Origin of the sequence: Pseudomonas sp. B707 (genome assembly GCF_022496685.1) — a bacterium.
Taxonomy (GTDB): Bacteria; Pseudomonadota; Gammaproteobacteria; order Pseudomonadales; family Pseudomonadaceae; genus Aquipseudomonas; species Aquipseudomonas paraglycinae.
In genome coordinates this window covers 509,117-525,223 of sequence record NZ_WTVE01000015.1, presented here as the reverse complement: position 1 = coordinate 525,223, position 16,107 = coordinate 509,117, and the positions used below count along the sequence as shown (strand labels likewise).

General features: G+C 61.2%; 19 protein-coding genes. 6 read left to right on the top strand and 13 right to left on the bottom strand.

The genetic code is table 11. From position 1 onward, the window contains the following. Positions 1 to 39: 39 nt before the first annotated feature. The 11 genes from GQX66_RS07940 to GQX66_RS07890 form a co-directional block, all read right to left on the bottom strand. Positions 40 to 531, bottom strand: coding sequence for a DUF2878 domain-containing protein (locus GQX66_RS07940; RefSeq protein WP_102716919.1), 492 nt, complete (start codon positions 529 to 531; stop codon positions 40 to 42). Beyond that, positions 524 to 1,795: a cyclopropane-fatty-acyl-phospholipid synthase family protein gene (locus GQX66_RS07935; protein WP_085745387.1), complete on the bottom strand. Its 1,272-nt coding sequence runs from the start codon at positions 1,793 to 1,795 to the stop codon at positions 524 to 526. Before GQX66_RS07935 ends, GQX66_RS07940 begins: the two co-directional genes overlap by 8 nt. Beyond that, complete coding sequence (locus tag GQX66_RS07930) at positions 1,782 to 2,597, bottom strand: DUF1365 domain-containing protein (RefSeq protein WP_240867938.1); 816 nt, start codon at positions 2,595 to 2,597, stop codon at positions 1,782 to 1,784. Before GQX66_RS07930 ends, GQX66_RS07935 begins: the two co-directional genes overlap by 14 nt. After that, on the bottom strand, positions 2,594 to 3,841 hold the full coding sequence (locus GQX66_RS07925; protein ID WP_240867929.1) for an FAD-dependent oxidoreductase: 1,248 nt from the start codon (positions 3,839 to 3,841) through the stop codon (positions 2,594 to 2,596). Before GQX66_RS07925 ends, GQX66_RS07930 begins: the two co-directional genes overlap by 4 nt. After that, positions 3,838 to 4,620, bottom strand: a complete 783-nt coding sequence (locus GQX66_RS07920) for an SDR family NAD(P)-dependent oxidoreductase (protein ID WP_134020536.1) — start codon at positions 4,618 to 4,620, stop codon at positions 3,838 to 3,840. Before GQX66_RS07920 ends, GQX66_RS07925 begins: the two co-directional genes overlap by 4 nt. Further along, positions 4,617 to 5,039: a nuclear transport factor 2 family protein gene (locus GQX66_RS07915; RefSeq protein WP_102687536.1), complete on the bottom strand. Its 423-nt coding sequence runs from the start codon at positions 5,037 to 5,039 to the stop codon at positions 4,617 to 4,619. Before GQX66_RS07915 ends, GQX66_RS07920 begins: the two co-directional genes overlap by 4 nt. After that, on the bottom strand, positions 5,032 to 6,477 hold the full coding sequence (gene phrB, locus GQX66_RS07910; protein WP_240867926.1) for a deoxyribodipyrimidine photo-lyase: 1,446 nt from the start codon (positions 6,475 to 6,477) through the stop codon (positions 5,032 to 5,034). The genes GQX66_RS07915 and phrB overlap by 8 nt, the downstream gene beginning before the upstream one ends. Positions 6,478 to 6,497: 20 nt before the next feature. After that, on the bottom strand, positions 6,498 to 7,439 hold the full coding sequence (locus GQX66_RS07905) for a MerR family transcriptional regulator (RefSeq protein ID WP_240867924.1): 942 nt from the start codon (positions 7,437 to 7,439) through the stop codon (positions 6,498 to 6,500). Next, complete coding sequence (locus GQX66_RS07900) at positions 7,439 to 8,401, bottom strand: DUF523 and DUF1722 domain-containing protein (RefSeq protein ID WP_085745380.1); 963 nt, start codon at positions 8,399 to 8,401, stop codon at positions 7,439 to 7,441. The genes GQX66_RS07905 and GQX66_RS07900 overlap by 1 nt, the downstream gene beginning before the upstream one ends. 112 nt (positions 8,402 to 8,513) lie before the next feature. Beyond that, positions 8,514 to 8,729, bottom strand: coding sequence for a TIGR02450 family Trp-rich protein (locus GQX66_RS07895; protein WP_085745379.1), 216 nt, complete (start codon positions 8,727 to 8,729; stop codon positions 8,514 to 8,516). Continuing rightward, the gene (locus GQX66_RS07890) at positions 8,726 to 9,712 is read right to left on the bottom strand and encodes an FAD-dependent oxidoreductase (protein WP_085745378.1); all 987 of its coding nucleotides are present in this window, start codon (positions 9,710 to 9,712) and stop codon (positions 8,726 to 8,728) included. The genes GQX66_RS07895 and GQX66_RS07890 overlap by 4 nt, the downstream gene beginning before the upstream one ends. A gap of 197 nt (positions 9,713 to 9,909) precedes the next feature. Here GQX66_RS07890 and GQX66_RS07885 point away from each other — a divergent pair, with 197 nt between their 5' ends. Further along, positions 9,910 to 10,812: a TIGR01777 family oxidoreductase gene (locus GQX66_RS07885; protein WP_129973061.1), complete on the top strand. Its 903-nt coding sequence runs from the start codon at positions 9,910 to 9,912 to the stop codon at positions 10,810 to 10,812. Positions 10,813 to 10,825: 13 nt separating this feature from the next. Next, positions 10,826 to 11,851 carry a ferrochelatase gene (gene hemH, locus GQX66_RS07880; protein ID WP_240867920.1) on the top strand — a complete coding sequence of 342 codons (1,026 nt, stop codon included), beginning with the start codon at positions 10,826 to 10,828 and terminating at the stop codon, positions 11,849 to 11,851. Positions 11,852 to 11,983: 132 nt separating this feature from the next. Here the strand turns inward: hemH and GQX66_RS07875 are convergent, their stop codons facing one another. Both GQX66_RS07875 and upp read right to left on the bottom strand, forming a co-directional pair. Further along, complete coding sequence (locus tag GQX66_RS07875) at positions 11,984 to 13,258, bottom strand: uracil-xanthine permease family protein (RefSeq protein ID WP_007951684.1); 1,275 nt, start codon at positions 13,256 to 13,258, stop codon at positions 11,984 to 11,986. Between the two features lie 2 nt (positions 13,259 to 13,260). Then, positions 13,261 to 13,899 (bottom strand): uracil phosphoribosyltransferase, encoded by a 639-nt coding sequence (upp, locus tag GQX66_RS07870; protein WP_007951682.1) that lies wholly within the window; start codon positions 13,897 to 13,899, stop codon positions 13,261 to 13,263. Positions 13,900 to 14,064: 165 nt separating this feature from the next. On the opposite strand from upp, the gene GQX66_RS07865 reads away from it, so the two are divergent. The 4 genes from GQX66_RS07865 (at position 14,065) to GQX66_RS07850 (ending at position 16,044) form a co-directional block, all read left to right on the top strand. After that, positions 14,065 to 14,622: a hypoxanthine-guanine phosphoribosyltransferase gene (locus GQX66_RS07865; RefSeq protein WP_007951681.1), complete on the top strand. Its 558-nt coding sequence runs from the start codon at positions 14,065 to 14,067 to the stop codon at positions 14,620 to 14,622. A 3-nt stretch (positions 14,623 to 14,625) separates the two neighbouring features. Next, a complete protein-coding gene (locus GQX66_RS07860; protein WP_102716913.1) occupies positions 14,626 to 15,099 on the top strand; it encodes a WbuC family cupin fold metalloprotein in 474 nt (157 codons plus the stop codon). A 114-nt stretch (positions 15,100 to 15,213) separates the two neighbouring features. After that, positions 15,214 to 15,693, top strand: coding sequence for a hypothetical protein (locus GQX66_RS07855; protein WP_085745374.1), 480 nt, complete (start codon positions 15,214 to 15,216; stop codon positions 15,691 to 15,693). A 63-nt stretch (positions 15,694 to 15,756) separates the two neighbouring features. Continuing rightward, positions 15,757 to 16,044, top strand: a complete 288-nt coding sequence (locus tag GQX66_RS07850) for a PA4642 family protein (RefSeq protein ID WP_007951679.1) — start codon at positions 15,757 to 15,759, stop codon at positions 16,042 to 16,044. Positions 16,045 to 16,107 lie beyond the last annotated feature (63 nt).

Here is a 16,107-nt window from a genome sequence, read left to right as displayed (position 1 = left end):
GGCAGTGGCCGATGACCGTGTGAAAGGCCTGACAGGCGTTTAGCGCGCCAGTCGCCGGGACAACTGGTGCAGCAGCGGAAACAGCAACGCCCACAGCAGCGCGATGCCGATCAGAGTCGGTAACTCACCGAAAGGAAACTGCACACCGGCCAGTCGTCCGCCGGCGCCATAGGACAGCGGGCCACCTGCCGCCCCCAGCAGGCTGGCCAGCCACCACGGCCTCGCGCTCCATTGCAGGCAATGACGCAATGTCGTGGCAAACAACGCCCACAGCAACATCAGCCACAGCGGAATCAGCGGTGACAGGTCCTTGAACTCGAAAACCCCGAAACCGCGCAACACGCTGTCCACCGCCGTGCCGATGATCACCACGCTGAGGATCAATCGGCCTTCCTGCGCCCAACTGCTGATCCAGCACAGATGAATCACCAACACCGCCAGCGCCAGCAGCAACCACAAACTGTTACCACCGAGCACGCAGGCCAGCCAGCCGATCTGGAATAGCACCGCGTTGGCCAACCGTTCAAGCATCGAAACGGCCCAGCAAAGGCGCGGTCATTGCCGCCGGTTTCGCCAGCACCAGCTGTGCAGTGCCGATGGTGCGTTCGAGAAATCCACCCTCGCAGTAACACAGGTAGAACTCCCACAGCCTGAGGAAGTAATCGTCATAGCCCAGTTCGGTCAGACGGCCGTGAGCATGGCGAAAGTTCTCGTGCCACAGACGCAGGGTGCGGGCGTAATGCAGGCCGAAGTCTTCCATGTGCAGCAGGTTCATGTCGGTGTCGCGGCCGACGATTTCGAGCATTTTCTGTACGCAGGGCAGGGCACCGCCGGGGAAAATGTAGCGCTGGATGAAGTCCACGCCACGGCGGGCCTGTTCGTAACGCTGTTCGCGGATGGTGATCGCTTGCAGCAGCATCAGGCCGTTGCTCTTGAGCAGCTGCGCGCATTGCTTGAAATAGGTCGGCAGGAAGCGGTGGCCGACCGCCTCGATCATTTCGATCGACACCAGTTTGTCGTACTGGCCGGTGAGATCGCGGTAGTCCTTGAGTAGCAGCGTCACCTGATCCTGCAAACCGAGGCGTTCGATGCGGGCCGCGGTGAAGGCGAACTGCTCCTTCGACAGCGTCGTGGTGGTGACTTTGCAGCCGTAGTGCTGCGCTGCGTAAAGCGCCATGCTGCCCCAACCGGTGCCGATTTCCAGCAGATGGTCGCCGGGCTTGAGCGCGAGCTTCTGACAGATCCGCTCGAGTTTGTTCAGTTGCGCCTGCTCCAGGCTGTCGTCAGGGCTGAGGAACTGCGCGGCCGAATACATCATGGTCGGGTCAAGAAACTGCTCGAACAGGTCATTGCCCAGATCGTAATGAGCGGCGATGTTTTTCTGCGAGCCCTTGCGCGTATTGCGGTTGAGCCAGTGCAGCCCGCGCACCAGCGGGCGACCGAGCCGGGCCAGGCCACCTTCCATCCCGTCGAGCACTTCAAGGTTGCTGACGAAGACCCGCACCACGGCCGTCAGGTCCGGCGAGCGCCAGTAGCCATGGATGAAAGCTTCACCCGCACCGATCGAACCATTGCCGGCGACCAGGCCCCAGACGGCCGGATCCAGAACTTGAATCTCGCCCACCAGGGCGCTGCCCGGCGTGCCGAAGACGTGGCGCTCGCCGTCCTCGATGACGATCAGTTGACCCTGCTTGAGCTGCTCCAGCTGGCGCAGTACTCCCCGGCGCAGCAGCGAACCGCTCAGGCCGTGAGGGCTGAACAGGCTCGCTTTGGCCGAGACGCTAGTGGATTTCATGGTGGCGTTCCTCGGTCGGTACAGTGGCGGTTCGAAAACGGTCGTCGGCGCGTTGGTGGTCATACACCGGGGTGCGCTTGAGCAACAGGCGCAACGCCTGCCAATAGATCGCCAGCGCGGTCTTGGCGGTCATCCAGGGAAAGCGCCACAGGTGCCGGTGCAAGTGGTGTCGATCAAGGGGTTCACGTCGCAGGTCGAGGGTGGCGTCGAACAGTTTTTGCTCACCCTGCCAGTCGGCCATGTGTACGCCCAAAGTCTGCGCGGCCGGGCTGAAGCTCATGCGGTATTCCAGGTCCGGCGGCAGGAACGGCGACACGTGAAAGGCCTTGGTCACGGCAAAGTGCTGATGAAAGTCCTGCAGATGAGTCGGCGCTCGAGCCGGCAGCACGTAGTGATAACGCTCGCGCCACGGTGTGTTGCGGACTTCGCAGAGAATCGCCGCCAGTTGGCCGTCGGCCTCGTGGCAATAGAAAAAGCTCACCGGGTTGAACGACAGGCCCCAGCTGCGCGGCTGGGTCAGCAGGCAGATCGAGCCTTGCGGCGCATGGCCCAGGGCTTCGCCGACCAACTGGCGCACCGCATCGCTCAGGCGCACGCCCCGGCCGGTGAAGGTTTTAAGGTAATCGGTTTCGCGAAATGAAAACGGTGCAAAGCGGCTGGCGCCTGCCAGTCGGGACAGGCCCAGCACCGCTTCCTGTTCAGCCAGATCCAGATACAGCATGCCGATCCGGTAACGGAATTGATGACGGCGCGGTGCGAATCGCCGATGGGCAATCCAGCCACTGTAGAGCGCGCTGTTCACAGACTTTCTCCAAAGGCTGCGGCCACGCGCAGGGCGCTGACCACGCCGTCCTCATGAAAACCGTTGGCCCAATAGGCGCCGCAGTAATGCGTGTGTTGCGCGCCGTCGATTTCAGCCCAGCGCTGCTGTGCCGTCACCGCCGCGAGGCTGAATTGCGGGTGGGCATAAGTGAAGCGCGCCAGCACTTTGGACGGCGTGATGCCAGCGCTCTGGTTTAGGCTGACGCAGAACGTGGTGTCGCTCTGGATGCCTTGCAGAATGTTCATGTCGTAGGTCACGGCCGCCCGGGTATGACCGGCTCCGCCGAGGCGATAGTTCCAGCTGGCCCAGGCCCGTTTGCGTGTGGGCAGCAGGCGGGTGTCGGTGTGCAGCACCACTTCGTTGTCGGCATAGGGCAGGGCGCCGAGGATTTCCCGTTCTTTATCGTCAGGATTTCCCAGCAGTCGCAGGGCCTGGTCGCTGTGGCAGGCCAGCACCACTTTGTCGAAACGTTCGATGCCGGCCGGGCTGTGGATAACCACGCCGTGCGCATCGCGATCGATCCGGCCTACCGGGCAGTTCAGGCGGATACGCTCCTTGAACGATGCGGTCAGCGGCGCGATGTAGGCACTGGAGCCGCCCTCGATGACCTGCCATTGCGGACGGTTGCTGACCGACAGCAATCCGTGATTCTCAAAAAACCGCACGAAGAACTGCAATGGAAAATTGAGCATCTCGGCCATCGGCATCGACCAGATCGCTGCGCCCATCGGCACGATGTAATGCAGGATGAAGCGCTCGCCGTAAGCGCCGGCCTTGAGGTAATCGTCGAGTGTGGTGTCCGCGGTGATCCGCTGTTCGGCAAGGTCGCGCCGGGCTTCTTTATTGAATCTCAGAATGTCGCGCAACATGCCCCAGAATCCGGGGGACAGCAGATTGCTGCGTTGGGCGAACAGGCTGTTGAGGTTGTTGCCGTTGTATTCCAGGCCTGTGTCCGGATCGTTGACCGAAAAACTCATCTCGGTGGGCTTGAAGGCCACGCCCAACTGGCCGAGCAAACGAATGAAGTTCGGATACGTCCAGTCGTTGAACACAATGAAGCCGGTGTCCACCGCATACTCGCGCCCGTCCACGGTGACCGGCACCGTGTGCGTATGACCGCCGACCCGGGCGTCGGCTTCGAACACGGTGATGTCATGTCGGCGAGCAAGCAGGTATGCGCAGGTCAATCCTGCGATGCCACTGCCGATAATGGCGATTTTCATGTTGCATCCTTGAGCGGCGGGTTGCTGCGCACCATGCGCTTGCCGATCGCCAGTTGTACCCGCGCGGGCATTTTCGACAGTGGCCACAGGGCCGCGATGAACAGCGCCGGGAAAGCGATCTCAAGCGGCCGGTCCTTCAGCTTGGCGAAGATATGCCGCGCGGCTTTATCCACAGGCCAACTGAGCGGCATCGGGAAGTCATTTCTGGCGGTCAGGGGCGTATCGACGAAGCCTGGACTGATTACCGTGACTTCAATGCCTTCGGCCGCCAGGTCAATGCGCAGGGATTCGAACAGATAGCGCAGCCCGGCCTTCGACGCGCCATAGGCTTCGGCGCGGGGCAACGGCACATAGGTCACCGAGCTGGCCATCCCCACCAGATGCGGTGCCGTACCGTTGCGCAGCAACGGCAGGGCGGCTTCGATGCAATAGCTGCTGGCGAGCAGGTTGGTGCGCACTACGTGTTCGACGATCGACGCGTCGAATTGACGGGCGTCGACGTATTCGCAGGTGCCCGCGTTGAGGATCACCGAGTCCAGAGAGCCCCAGTCCGCTGCGATCTGTTCGCCGATTTCACGCACGGTCTGACTGTTGGTCAGATCGCCGGGCACCACCAGTACCTGTCCCGGATAACGTTGCGACAGCACTTTGAGCGGTGCGACCTGACGGGAACTGACCGCCAGATGTGCACCGGTCTTGAGGATTTCTTCTGCCAATGCTGCACCGATGCCACTGCTGGCACCGGTCAGCCAATATCGCCGTGGAGCTGTACGACTCATCCCAATCTCCTTTTCAGCCAGGCGATCACCCGGCCCAATACGGGTAAATGTTCATAAAGCAGCGCTCCGGCATCGAAGTAATCCCGGTGGCGGTAAACCTTGTCGCTCCAGAGCAGGTGCGAGCAGCCCGCGACGCGTATCAGTTGCCCACCGCTCAGACGCGGGTGGCGGTAGCTCATGACCCAACGCAGATAGCCTTCGCCGTCGCTGATCTGGTCGAAGCCGTGGAAATCGAAGCGCAGTTCGTTGACGTTGGCGTACAACTCACTGAAGTAAGCGCGCAGGTTCGTCAGCCCCTGCACTTCGTGTAGCGGGTCGGTGAAATGAATGTCCTCGCTGTACAGCTCGTCCAGGGTGCGCAAGTTGTCTTTGTTCAACTGTGCGAACCGCTGGGCGAAACTGCGCAGAAATTCACTCATCGCTCTCTCCTTGAGACGCGCGTGACGGCAGGTTCTTGAACGCTGTCAGCGCCCGTTCCCGTGATGCGCTCAGATTGACGATCGGCGCCGGATAGTCCGCCACGCCGAACAAACCGCCGGCACTGGCCGGGTTGTGGACTTCTTTCTTGTTCAGGCCGGCCAGTTCCGGAAGCCAGTGCTTGATGAACAAGCCTTCGCTGTCGAATTTTTCCGACTGACTGACCGGGTTGAAGATCCGGAAGTACGGCGCCGAATCGGTGCCGGTCGAGGCGCTCCACTGCCAGCCGCCGTTGTTGGCGGCCAGGTCGCCGTCGATCAGGTGGCGCATGAAGAAACGCTCGCCTTCGCGCCAGTCGATCAACAGGTTCTTGGTCAGAAACATCGCCACCACCATTCGCAGGCGGTTGTGCATCCAGCCGGTTTCCAGCAATTGGCGCATGGCCGCGTCGATGATCGGCAAACCGGTGCGGGCTTCCTGCCAGGCGGCCAGATCCGCAGGCGCATCGCGCCAGGCCAGGGCCTCGGTTTCCGGGCGGAATGCGCGATGGCGTGAAACCCGTGGGTAACCGACGAGGATGTGTTTGTAGAACTCGCGCCACAGCAACTCGTTGATCCAGGTGACAGCCCCGACCTTGCCGCTTTCGAATTCGCCCTGATTGCTTTGCAGGGCGGCGTGCAGGCATTGGCGCGGGGAGATCACGCCAGCGGCCAGATAAGCCGAGAGCTGGCTGGTGCCGGGTTTGGCCGGGAAGTCGCGTTCGCTCTTGTAGTAGTCGATCTGCGCATCGGCGAACGTGTCGAGTCGGCGCCGGGCCTCGGTCTCACCGGCGGGCCACAGGGCGCGCAGGGATTCGCCCGGTGTCGGGAACCCTTCGACGGCTTCTGGAATGGGGTCGCTGGCGATGTTCAGCGCTTGCTGTTTGCCCGGGGCCTGTTTCAGCGACGGCATCGAGCGGTGCAGGCGCTCGTAGCAGACCTTGCGGAACTGGCTGAACACCTGAAAGTAAGTGCCGGTTTTGGTCAGTACGCTGCCGGGTTTGAACAGCAATTGGTCGAGGTAGCTGTGGAAGGTGATGCCTTCGGCTTGCAACGCCTCGGCAACGGCCTCGTCGCGACGGCTTTCGTTGATGCCGTATTCCTCGTTGACGTGCACGGCCTCGATCTTCAGTTGACGGCACAGTTCCAGCAGCACGGCGGGTGCCTGATCCCAGTGAGGCGCGGTGCGGATCAGGAGCGGGATGTTCAGGGCACCAAGGCTTTTGCTCAAATCGCGCAAATTGCGCAGCCAGAAATCGATCTTGCACGGCGCGTCGTCATGTTCCTGCCATTGCAGCGGGCTCAACAGGTACACAGCCACGGTCGGGCCACGCTCGGCGGCGGCCGCGAGGGCGGTGTTGTCGTGTTGGCGCAGGTCGCTGCGCAGCCAGATCAATTGCATGTCGGTCTCTGTCTGAATCATTAAATCAACCCACGCTGAATGAGTACCCGATGCGCCGAAAGAGGATCTTCGGCCAGGAGCAGATCAGCGAAGTCGGAAGTCTTTGCGGACAACTCGGCGTGGTGAATGCACACCGTGGGTCCGGCAATCAGTTTCGGGCAGCTGACGCCATTCAACAGTTTCGGTAGCTGCGCAAGGTTCAGGGCTTTGCTGGAATACAGCAGTACGCCACGGGCTTGCAGGGTATCGGTTGCCAGTGCCAGCTCTCCGGCCGGCAGCGGCCAGTCGAACACCTGCACCGGGCAATCGGCGCTGCTGATCAGCCAGGCGCAGAGCCACAGGTGCGGCTCCAGCGGTAAATCCGAGTGATTGATCAGCAGCAGCGGCGCGGTGCGCAACTGACGGTTGTTATGGTAGATGCGTGCGCCGAATTTGCTGCGTAACCAGGCAAAAAAGAACACGCGCTCCATCTGCGCGCCGAACTGGCCCTGCCAGCGCTGTTCGAGATCGCTCAGCAGCGGCAGCAGCAATTGCTCGCAGAGTGTGCGTGGCGGATACAGCGCCATCGCCTGGTTGATGCTGTCGTCGAGGCTGCGCTCGTTCAGGTGAGTGACCGCAAGCAGGGCGGCCTGGCGCAATGGATGCCATTCGTCCTGCGCCGGTTCGTTGATTGCCTGCGCGGTGTCGAGCAGCGGTTTGACCTGGCTGACCGCCACGCCGCGGTTGAGCCAGGTGAGGATGTTCTGGATGCGCTGCACATGGTCGGCGCTGTACAGACGATGACCCTTGGGTGTGCGCTGCGGAACGATCAGCCCGTAGCGTCTTTCCCAGGCGCGCAGGGTCACGGCATTCACGCCGGTCTGGCGCGCGACTTCGCGGATCGGCAGCCAGCCTTCGTCGAGGGCTTTCTTGAAGTCGGCGCCGAGGTCTTCACGGGCGCTGGTGTCGGGTGAGTCGTTCATCAAATGGCGTTTCGCAGGCTGAGGTTTTCCGGATGCGGTTGCAGGTACACCTGCTGCGCGATGTAGGGATCCGGGTGGAGGCGAAAGTGATGCTTGAGCAGCGTCAGCGGCACCACCAGCGGCACGATGCCGTGCCGGTACTGGCCGATGATGTGTTGCACTTCCTGTTTGTCTTCGGGGGTGATGACCTGTTTCAGGTAGCCACTGATGTGCTGCAGGACATTACTGTGGGTGCGGCGGGTGGCGCATTTTTTCAGCGCCGCCATCAGTTCACTGAAATAGCGCGGGCCGAGTTCGTCCGGCGCTGTCTGGCCCATGTTGCCCAGCAGATTGCCCAGCGTCTTGTATTGCACCGGGTTGTGGGCCATCAGCAGGTATTTGTAGCGCGAGTGAAATTCGGTCAGTGCACGGCGGCTCAAGCCCTGCTCGAGCACCTGCTGCCATTCGCGGTAGGCGAGCACGCGGGTGATGAAGTTTTCCCGCAGCACCGGATCGTTCAGGCGCCCGGCTTCCTCCACCGGCAGATCCGGATGCTGCGCACAGAACGCCTCGGCGTAAATGCCACGCCCGCCACCATTCACCGGTGCACCGTTGGCGTGGTAGACCTTCACGCGCTCCAGACCGCAGGAGGGCGATTGCTGCATGAAGATGTAGCCGCAGATGTCACTGAGTTCCCCCGCCATTTTCTCGCCGTAAGCGGCCAGTGGCTGGGTGACGTTAATCGACGGATTGACGGTGCCGACCGCTTCAGGCTTGGCCGGGTCGCCCACAAGTCGAATCGGCTCGCGGGGAATTCCCAGACCGATCGCTACTTCAGGACAGACGGGAACGAATTCAAAATGCTCGGCCAAGGTGCGGCTGCACAGCCGCGATTCCTTGTGTCCGCCGTTGTAGCGGACCTCGGCGCCCATCAGGCAGGCGCTGATGGCGATTTTCGGTAGGGACGTCGATGAGTCGGACATGCAGCAACCTCGAATCTAAACCTGTACAGAAAAACTGATCTGTACAACATGCCTTCAGCATAGATTCATGGGTGTACAAGTCAAATTGTTTGTATAAGTTTTTTTGAGGTTTTTAGCGCCAGCCCATTTTCCAGCGTGAGTCATCCTGCAGGACCTGCCAGTCGCATTGCTCGGTACGCCGGGTCAGCACCGCCTGCAATTCGATCGCCAGCACCGTACCTTCTTCGTCGCGGAACAGTTCGGTCACCAGAAAATGCTTTTCACGGTTTTGCGGGTGGGCTGCTGTCCATTTCGACAGCAGCAATTTGCGCGGATTGATACGGTTCACTGCAGGTGTTCGTGCAAGCGTCTTGCAGCCTCCTGACCACTGAGCCACGCCCCTTCGACCCGACCCGACAGGCACCAGTCGCCACAGGCGTACAGGCCCAGATCGGCATCGGCCAGGGTGCCCCATTCATGACTGCTGGCCGGCCGGGCATAGAGCCAGCGGTGGGCGAGGCTGAAGGTCGGGGCCGGCATGGCGCTGTGCAGCAATTCGGCGAAGGCGCCGTGCAATTGTTCGATCACCGCTTCCTTGGGCAAGTCGATGTGCTGCCGGCTCCAGGCACTGGTGGCGTGCAGGACCCAGGTGTCGCACGTGGTGTCGCGTCCCGGTTTGCTGCGGTTGCGGGCCAGCCAGTCGAGGGCGCTGTCCTGGACGAAGCAGCCTTCGATCGGCGTATCCAGCGGCGTGTCGAAGGCGAGGGCGACCGCCCAGGTCGGATCCATTTTTACCCCGGCGGCGGCACCGGCGAGTTTCGGCGCGGCGGCCAGCAGGGCGGTGGCCTGAGGCGCCGGCGTGGCGATCACGACGTGGCTGAACGGCCCGTGGGTGAAGCCTTCGGCGTCCTGCAGGTGCCAGTGTTCTTCACCGCGATAGACCTCGGTGATCCGGCAGGCGAACTGCACTTCCAATCCATCGAGCAGGCCTCGGGTGATGGCGCTCATGCGCGGCGTGCCGACCCAGCGGGTCTGTTCGTCCGGCGACAGGTTCAATTGCCCGCCATGAAAGGTGTAGAGCTGCGGTGCCCATTCGGCGACCCAGCCTTTGCTTTGCCAGCGCTGGACTTCGGTCACGAAGCGTCGGTCACGGGCGGTGAAGTATTGCGCGCCCATGTCCAGCGAGCCGGCGTCGCTGCGCTTGCTCGACATGCGCCCGCCGCTGCCTCGGCTTTTATCGAACAACTGAACGGTATGCCCGGCATCCGTCAGGGCCTGGGCGGCGGAGAGTCCGGCGATGCCGGTGCCAATGATTGCGATAGGTACAGTCATAGGGGCCTCGTTTACCTTTCTGTACAGACTACGCCGTGGATGAAACCTGTACAATTCTGTTTTTTGGTATAACTTCCAGCGTTCTGGTTCTGACAGCTTGGCCTATGGTTAAACAATAGAGCCTGCCCGATAGAAAAGATCCCTGTTTATAAAAATAGACTAGTGATCGGGGTAAAACGCCACGCGAGGTAGAAGTCATGCACATATTGCTGACCGGCGGTACTGGATTGATCGGACGTCAGCTTTGCCGGCACTGGTCCGGGCAGGGTCATCGCCTGACGGTCTGGAGTCGTCGTCCGGAAAAAGTCGCGAAAATCTGTGGCGACCAGGTGCGTGGTATTGCGCGTCTGGAGGAACTTGGCGAGGAGCCGGTCGACGTGATCGTTAACCTCGCCGGCGCTCCGATTGCCGACCGGCCGTGGACCCATCGGCGAAAGGCATTGTTGTGGAGCAGCCGGATTACGCTGACCGAATCGTTACTGGCGTGGCTGGAACATCGCGGGCAGAAACCGTCGCTGCTGATCTCGGGTTCGGCCGTGGGTTGGTACGGTGACGGCGGCGAGCGCGAGTTGACCGAAGACTCGCCGCCGGTGATCGACGATTTCGCCAGCCAGTTGTGCATCGCCTGGGAGGAAACCGCGCAACGCGCCGAAGCGATGGATATTCGTGTGGTGCTGGTGCGCACCGGGCTGGTGCTGTCGGCCGAGGGCGGCTTTTTGTCGCGCCTGCTGCTGCCGTTCAAGCTTGGGCTGGGCGGGCCTTTGGGCAATGGTCGGCAGTGGATGCCGTGGATTCATATCGATGACCAAATCGCCCTGATTGATTTTCTTCTGCACCGCAATCAGGCGAGCGGTCCTTATAATGCGTGCGCGCCGAAACCTGTGCGCAATCGCGAATTCGCCAAGACGCTGGGCAGCGTGCTGCACCGCCCGGCGTTCATGCCGATGCCGGCCCTCGCGTTGAAGGTCGGGCTCGGCGAGATGTCATTGCTGTTGCTGGGTGGCCAACGGGCCACGCCGAAACGCTTGCTGGAAGCGGGATTCACTTTCCGGTTCACGGATTTACGCGCGGCCCTGGACGATCTTTCCGGCCGCCTCTGAAATAGGACGTTGCATGACCGATCACGCCTTGCTTCTGGTCAACCTGGGTTCGCCGGCCTCCACTTCGGTGGCCGACGTGCGCCGCTACCTCAATCAATTCCTGATGGACCCGTACGTGATCGACCTGCCGTGGCCGGTGCGGCGGCTGCTGGTGTCGCTGATCCTGATCAAGCGCCCGGAGCAGTCGGCCCATGCCTACGCTTCGATCTGGTGGGACGAAGGTTCGCCGCTGGTGGTGCTCAGTCGTCGCCTGCAACAGCAGATGAAGGCGCAGTGGACTCACGGTCCGGTTGAGCTGGCCATGCGTTACGGCGAGCCGTCGATCGAGACAAGCCTGCTGAAACTGGTTGCGGCGGGGCATAAACGCATTACCCTCGCGCCGCTTTATCCACAGTTCGCCGACAGCACCACCACCACGGTGATTGAAGAAGCCAAGCGTGTGGTGCGTGAGAAAAAGCTCGATGTGCAGCTGTCGGTGTTGCAACCGTTCTACGATCAGCCGGAATACCTCGACGCGCTGGTGGCGAGCGCCAAGCCGCACTTGCAGCAGGATTACGATCACCTGTTGCTGAGCTTCCACGGTTTGCCGGAACGGCATCTGACCAAGCTCGACCCGACCGGCAATCATTGCTTCAAAAATGAAGATTGCTGCAAGAACGCCTCGGCGGCCGTAATGGCCACCTGTTATCGCGCCCAATGCCTGCGCACAGCGGCGCTGTTCGCTGAGCGCATGGGGCTACCGGACGGCAAGTGGTCGGTGTCGTTTCAGTCGCGGCTGGGCCGGGCGAAGTGGATCGAACCCTACACCGAAGCGCGGCTGGATGAGCTGGCCAAAAACGGCGTGAAGAAGATTCTGGTGATGTGCCCGGCGTTTGTTGCCGATTGCATCGAGACCCTGGAAGAGATCGGCGATCGCGGCAAGGAACAGTTCTGCGAAGCGGGGGGAGAGGAGTTGGTGCTGGTGCCGTGCCTGAATGACGACCCGCAATGGGCGAAGGCGTTGGCAACGCTGTGTGAACGGGCGCCACTGGCCCTTTGATGATCGTCGATGATTGATCGTTCCCACGCTCCGCGTCACTGGACGCGGAGCGTCCCCAGAGGCATTCCCACGCAGAGCGTGGGAACGATCAGTGTGGGGTGATCCGCGTGGGAACGATCTTGAAGCCAAGGCTTAGATCAGCGGCTCATCCGCCTTCTTGTGCTTCCAGCTGTCATTGCCCGGCAGGATCAGGTTCAGCGCAATCGCCACCACCGCGCACAGCGCGATGCCTTTGAGGCCGAAGTCGTCCGGGCCGGTGCCGGTGCCGACCAGCACACCGCCAATCCCGAACACCAGGGTCACCGACACGATCACCAGGTTGCGCGCCTCGCCCAGGTCGATCTTGTGACGGATCAGGGTGTTCATCCCCACCGCCGCGATCGAACCGAACAACAGGCACAGAATCCCGCCCATCACCGGCACCGGAATGCTTTGCAGCAGGGCGCCGAACTTGCCGATGAACGCCAGAGTGATGGCGAAGATCGCCGCCCAGGTCATGATTTTCGGGTTGTAGTTCTTGGTCAGCATCACCGCGCCGGTGACTTCCGCGTAGGTCGTGTTGGGTGGACCGCCGAACAGGCCGGCTGCGGTGGTGGCGATGCCGTCACCGAGCAGGGTGCGATGCAGGCCTGGTTTCTTCAGGTAGTCGCGACCGGTCACGCTGCCGACCGCAATCACGCCGCCGATGTGCTCGATCGCCGGGGCCAATGCTACCGGGACGATGAACAGGATCGCCTGCCAGTTGAACTCCGGCGCGGTGAAATGAGGAAGCGCAAACCATGGGGCCGCCGCAATCTTAGCGGTGTCGACGACACCGAAATAGAAGGACATGGCGAAACCCACGAGCACGCCGGAAATGATCGGCACCAGGCGGAAGATGCCTTTGCCGAACACCGCCACGATCAACGTGGTCAGCAGCGCCGGCATCGAGATCATCATTGCGGTCTGGTAATGGATCAACTCCGAACCGTCGCCGGCCTTGCCCATCGCCATGTTCGCGGCAATCGGCGCCATGGCCAGGCCGATGGAGATGATCACCGGGCCAATTACGACTGGCGGCAGCAGACGGTCAATGAAACCGGTGCCTTTGATCTTCACGGCCAGGCCGAGGAAGGTGTAGACGAAACCGGCCGCCATCACGCCGCCCATGGTCGCGGCGAGGCCGAACTGGCCCTTGGCGAGAATGATCGGGGTGATGAAGGCGAAGCTCGATGCCAGGAACACCGGCACCTGACGCCCGGTGACGATCTGGAACAGAATCGTGCCCAGACCCGCGGTAAACAGTGCCACGTTCGGGTCCAGGCCCGTGATCAGTGGCATCAGCACCAGGGCGCCGAAAGCCACGAACAGCATCTGTGCGCCGGACAGCACCGTGCGCCAGAGCGGATCGTTGAACTCTTGCTGCATGCTTACGCGTCCTTCTGCTTGGTGCCGAAGATCTTGTCACCGGCATCGCCAAGCCCAGGAATGATGTAACCGTGCTCGTTGAGTTTCTGATCGATGGACGCGGTGTAGATGATCACGTCCGGGTGAGCTTTCTCGACAGCGGCAATGCCTTCCGGCGCGGCAACCAGCACCATCGCGCGGATGTCCTTGCAACCGGCCTTCTTCAGCAGGTCGATGGTCGCAACCATGGAGCTGCCGGTGGCGAGCATCGGGTCGATGATCATGGCCAGGCGTTCGTCGATTTCCGGAACCAGTTTTTCCAGATAGGTGTGGGCCTGCAGGGTTTCTTCGTTACGGGCAACGCCGACGGCGCTGACCTTGGCACCCGGGATCAGGCTCAGCACGCCTTCGAGCATGCCGATGCCGGCACGCAGGATCGGCACGACGGTAATCTTCTTGCCGGCGATTTTCTCGACCGACACGGTGCCGCACCAACCTTCGATATCGTAGGTTTCCAGCGGCAGGTCTTTGGTCGCTTCATAGGTCAACAGGGCACCGACTTCCTGCGCGAGTTCGCGGAAATTCTTGGTGCTGATGTCTGCACGGCGCATAAGGCCAAGTTTGTGACGGATCAGCGGATGGCGGATCTCTTGGATGGACATGGGGAAAGGCTCCGGCGGCGGGCAAAAAAACCGGCCTAGATTAATCTATCCGAGGGTGATGTCCTATAGGACATACAGTACGTTAGTCCACAAATGCTTGATTCGGCCCCGGTTGATGCGTACCTTTGCCCGCTTTTCCGAAATCCGTCCCCCCTGGAGAGCGCCATGTCCGCTGATCTCGAGCATATCCGTCAAATCATGCGAGAGGCTGACTGCCTGTACACCGAAGCTGAAGTCGAGGCTGCCATTGCCCGCGTCGGTGCACAAATCAACGAACAACTGGCTGACAGCAACCCGGTGGTGTTCTGCGTGATGAACGGCGGCCTGATCTTCTCCGGCAAACTGCTGACCCATCTGCAGTTCCCGCTGGAAGCGTCCTACCTGCACGCCACCCGCTATCGCAACGAAACCAGCGGCGGCGATCTGTTCTGGAAAGCCAAGCCGGAAGTCTCGTTCATCGACCGCGACGTGCTGATCATCGACGACATCCTCGACGAAGGTCACACCCTGGGCGCGATCATCGACTTCTGCCGTCACGCCGGCGCACGTAAAGTGCACACCGCTGTGCTGATCGACAAGGACCACGACCGCAAGGCTCGTCCTGACCTCAAAGCCGACTTCGTCGGTCTGCCGTGCATCGACCGTTACATCTTCGGCTACGGCATGGACTACAAAGGTTACTGGCGCAACGCCAACGGAATTTTTGCCGTCAAGGGAATGTAATCAATGAACACGCCGGGCTTTCTTGATCAAACGCTGTTTGCCGAGTTGGCCGAGAAAGCCGCGGCCAGTCCTCGCGGGCGTCAGCACCACAACTTCCATCAGATGGAGGAGGCCTGCCACCGCATGGCGGTAGGGCTGCAACCTTGCACCTACATTCCGCCACACCGTCATTTGGGTGACAACAAGGCGGAAACCTTGCTGGTACTCAAAGGAAAGCTCGGTTTGCTGATCTTTGACGAAACCGGTGCGGTGGTGAAAAAGCAGGTATTGCAGGCCGGTGGCGAGTGCCTTGGGGTGGATCTGCCAGTCGGGGTATTCCACGGTCTGGTCGTTCTGGAAGCCGACAGTCTGATGTTCGAGTGCAAGGCTGGGCCCTATCGTCCGGTTGGAGAGGGCGAGCTTGCGCACTGGGCCCCACGCGAAGGCGAGGCCGGGGTTGCGGAGTATCAGGCCTGGATGCACGCGCAATTCGACTGAGCGAATCCGCAATGAAAAGGCGCAAGCGTCCGTAGGTGAAGCTTGCGCCTTTTGCTTTACAGAACCCTGTAAAACCCGTGCTAGAGTGCTCGGCCCCGCCCCCCGGAGCCTGTCATGAGCCTCTTGATCCGCAGCTGCGCCGCCCTGTTGCTGACCCTCAGCCTGCCCCTGGCCGCCGCCCCGATGCACAGTCAATTCCTGCCGCCGGACGACCTGACCCTGCGCGATGCCGAACCCGAGCAGCAGCAACTGTTGCAGGTCACCGATTATTCCGTGGTCGTGGGGGCCCAGCGCCAGTCCAACCAACAGCCGATCCCGGTGACCTCGCCATTGATGATCCGCCTCAAGGGCAAATCCCTGAACAAGGGCGCGACGATCAATCAGGTGCTGGTCAACTTCGATGGCGAAAGCAAAAGCCTGAAAAAACCGATTTATGACGACAAGAGCAAGACCCTGACGCTCTTCTACCCGCTGGCCCAGTACCGGGTGGTGATCGATCTGTTGCGCAACGACACCGTGTATTGCCAGTTCCTGACCTATGCCAATGGCCACATCTGGGCCGATTTGCACACCGGCAGCACGCGCTCGCGTTGAGCCTTGTGCCTGCGCAGGGGTAAACTGCCCGCCCCGTGAAATGTCTGCGAGCTGGAGTCGGCAATGCGTAAAGATAAGAAGCAAGTGATTGGTGACGAGATCGGCGATGAGCAGATCAAGCTGTTCCTCGATTTTGAGCCGGTCGACGCCACCTCGCCGTCGCTGCACAAACTGGTCAAGGCTTACCGTGGCCTGCGCATCGACGATTTCGAGCGTTTTCTGACGTTCTTCGTTGCAGCCGGTTATGACGTGGACGGCAAGGACGAGCACGGCAAGACCTTCGTCGACCAGATCCGCGATCAGCGCAACGCCCCGGAATACATCGAGCTGATCGAGAAAGCACGCGGCTGATCGCCCGAAGTTTTCCACAGGCATAAAAAAACGCCCCGCACTCACCGAGTGCGGGGCGTTTTT

Excerpts from the sequence above, each read along its gene's own strand:
- GQX66_RS07940 (WP_102716919.1), bottom strand. The coding sequence starts at position 531 with ATGCTTGAACGGTTGGCCAACGCGGTGCTATTCCAGATCGGCTGGCTG.
- GQX66_RS07935 (WP_085745387.1), bottom strand. The coding sequence starts at position 1,795 with ATGAAATCCACTAGCGTCTCGGCCAAAGCGAGCCTGTTCAGCCCTCAC.
- GQX66_RS07925 (WP_240867929.1), bottom strand. The coding sequence starts at position 3,841 with ATGAAAATCGCCATTATCGGCAGTGGCATCGCAGGATTGACCTGCGCA.
- GQX66_RS07920 (WP_134020536.1), bottom strand. The coding sequence starts at position 4,620 with ATGAGTCGTACAGCTCCACGGCGATATTGGCTGACCGGTGCCAGCAGT.
- GQX66_RS07915 (WP_102687536.1), bottom strand. The coding sequence starts at position 5,039 with ATGAGTGAATTTCTGCGCAGTTTCGCCCAGCGGTTCGCACAGTTGAAC.
- phrB (WP_240867926.1), bottom strand. The coding sequence starts at position 6,477 with ATGCAATTGATCTGGCTGCGCAGCGACCTGCGCCAACACGACAACACC.
- GQX66_RS07905 (WP_240867924.1), bottom strand. The coding sequence starts at position 7,439 with ATGAACGACTCACCCGACACCAGCGCCCGTGAAGACCTCGGCGCCGAC.
- GQX66_RS07900 (WP_085745380.1), bottom strand. The coding sequence starts at position 8,401 with ATGTCCGACTCATCGACGTCCCTACCGAAAATCGCCATCAGCGCCTGC.
- GQX66_RS07890 (WP_085745378.1), bottom strand. The coding sequence starts at position 9,712 with ATGACTGTACCTATCGCAATCATTGGCACCGGCATCGCCGGACTCTCC.
- GQX66_RS07885 (WP_129973061.1), top strand. The coding sequence starts at position 9,910 with ATGCACATATTGCTGACCGGCGGTACTGGATTGATCGGACGTCAGCTT.
- hemH (WP_240867920.1), top strand. The coding sequence starts at position 10,826 with ATGACCGATCACGCCTTGCTTCTGGTCAACCTGGGTTCGCCGGCCTCC.
- GQX66_RS07875 (WP_007951684.1), bottom strand. The coding sequence starts at position 13,258 with ATGCAGCAAGAGTTCAACGATCCGCTCTGGCGCACGGTGCTGTCCGGC.
- upp (WP_007951682.1), bottom strand. The coding sequence starts at position 13,899 with ATGTCCATCCAAGAGATCCGCCATCCGCTGATCCGTCACAAACTTGGC.
- GQX66_RS07865 (WP_007951681.1), top strand. The coding sequence starts at position 14,065 with ATGTCCGCTGATCTCGAGCATATCCGTCAAATCATGCGAGAGGCTGAC.
- GQX66_RS07860 (WP_102716913.1), top strand. The coding sequence starts at position 14,626 with ATGAACACGCCGGGCTTTCTTGATCAAACGCTGTTTGCCGAGTTGGCC.
- GQX66_RS07855 (WP_085745374.1), top strand. The coding sequence starts at position 15,214 with ATGAGCCTCTTGATCCGCAGCTGCGCCGCCCTGTTGCTGACCCTCAGC.
- GQX66_RS07850 (WP_007951679.1), top strand. The coding sequence starts at position 15,757 with ATGCGTAAAGATAAGAAGCAAGTGATTGGTGACGAGATCGGCGATGAG.